This is a genomic window from Phenylobacterium sp., from assembly GCF_031181185.1.
GTDB lineage: Bacteria > Pseudomonadota > Alphaproteobacteria > Caulobacterales > Caulobacteraceae > Phenylobacterium.
The window spans coordinates 1-1,962 of record NZ_JAPSKZ010000320.1; the positions used below are offsets into that span (position 1 = coordinate 1).

Annotated in this window: 2 protein-coding genes; both read right to left on the reverse strand. The window is 68.6% G+C overall.

Annotation, left to right across the window (positions count from 1 at the left end; all coding sequences use genetic code 11):
- A partial coding sequence (locus RIF93_RS20430) for a 1-deoxy-D-xylulose-5-phosphate synthase N-terminal domain-containing protein (protein ID WP_309093274.1) occupies nt 1–1,069 on the reverse strand: 1,069 nt, incomplete at its 3' end.
- A gap of 159 nt (nt 1,070–1,228) precedes the next feature.
- A partial coding sequence (locus RIF93_RS20435; RefSeq protein WP_309093275.1) for a polyprenyl synthetase family protein occupies nt 1,229–1,962 on the reverse strand: 734 nt, incomplete at its 5' end.

Here is a 1,962-nt window from a genome sequence, read left to right on the forward strand (position 1 = left end):
CCTGGCCGAACAGGTCCAGCCCGGTCCCTGAGGGCATGGCGGCGGTGATGGCGACGATCGAGGGGTCGTTGCGGGCGTGCTTGATCAGCTCGGTCCCGAACACCTTGGTGTAGCTGGGGGCGTTGGACACGGCCTTGGACTGCTTGCCCGAGACCACGTCGAACTTGACCACCGCGTGCAGCTTGTCCGCGCTGCTTTCGGCCGGTGCATAGCCCTTGCCCTTCTGGGTGACGACGTGGACCAGCACCGGCTTGTCGTTGATGGCTGCGGCATTCCTGAGGATGGGCACGAGGTTGTCCATATCGTGCCCGTCGATCGGACCGACATAGTAGAAGCCCAGCTCCTCGAAGAAGGTGCCGCCCGTGACCATGCCGCGGGCGTACTCCTCGGCCTTCTTGGCCGCCTGCTTGAACGGGCGGGGCAGGTGTTCGGCGACCCTCTTGCCGATCCTGCGCATGCCCCGGTAGGTCCCGCCGGAGACGAGGCCGGCCAAATAGGCGCTCATGCCGCCGACCGGCGGGGCGATCGACATGTCGTTGTCGTTGAGCACGACCATCAGCTGGCCGCGGGTCGCCTCGACGGCGTTGTTCATCGCCTCATACGCCATGCCGGCGGACATGGAGCCGTCGCCGATCACCGCCACGATCTTGTTGTCGCCGCCCTTCTGGTCGCGGGCGGCGGCGAAACCGAGCGCCGCCGAGATGGAGGTCGAGGCGTGGGCGGCGCCGAAGGGGTCGTATTCGCTCTCGCTGCGCTTGGTGAAGCCCGACAGGCCGCCGCCCTGGCGCAGGGTGCGGATGCGGTCGCGGCGGCCGGTCAGGATCTTGTGCGGATAGCACTGGTGGCCGACGTCCCAGATCAGGATGTCCTTCGGCGTCTCGAAGACGTGGTGCAGGGCGACGGTCAGCTCGACAACGCCCAGACCGGCGCCGAGGTGGCCGCCGGTCACCGAAACCGCGTCGATGGTTTCGGCCCGCAGTTCATCCGCAAGCTGCTTCAGCTGGGGGATGTCGAAGCCCCGCGTGTCGGCGGGGAACTTGACCTGGTCGAGCAGCGGGGTGTCGGGCATGGAGCAACTTGAACAGCGGCCGATGAGGGCGAGACGGATGGCCTATTCCATGAACGCCTAGCACGGCGAAGGCCAGTGAGGGATTCCTGAGGAGTTCGTGATTTCGTCAGGCGGCCGCCGATGCGGGGGCCACTACGCAGCCCTGACCGCCGACCGGCGCTAGGATCTCCGCTGAAGAACGTAGTCCACGCTGGCCTTGAGGATTTCGGCGTCGGCGCCGAAGGGGTCGAGGTGGGCGCGGGCCTGATCGGCCAGGTGCGCGACCCTGTGCCGCGCCTGGTCGACGCCCAGCAGGGTGACGAAATTGGTCTTGCCCTGGGCGTGATCCTTGCGGGCGGCCTTGCCGAGGATGTCCTCGTCGCCCTCGACGTCCAGCAGGTCGTCGACGATCTGGTAGGCCAGGCCGATGTCATGGGCGAAGCTGATCAGGGCCTGACGCTCCGTCTCGCGGGCGCGGGCGATGATCAGGGGGATCTCGAAGGCGTAGGTGAACAGGGCCCCGGTCTTCAGCCGCTGCATGCGGGCGACGCCGCCGAGGTCGTCGCGCACGCCCAGCAGGTCGATCATCTGGCCCCCGGCCATGCCGCGCGCGCCCGAGGCGATCGACAGGCGGGCGGCCAGTTCGCAGCGGATCGCCGCGTCGGGATGGGTGTCGGGATGCAGCAGGATGTCGAAGGCGGCGGTCTGCAGGGCGTCGCCGGCGAGAACGGCGGTGGCCTCGTCATAGGCGCGGTGCACGGTGGGGCGGCCGCGGCGCACGTCGTCGTCGTCCATGCACGGCAGGTCGTCGTGCACCAGGCTGTAGGCGTGGACGCACTCCAGGGCGCAGGCGGCGCGCAGCACCGGGCGCTCCTCGATGTCGAAGAGGTTGGCCGCCTCGAGGGCGAAGAAGG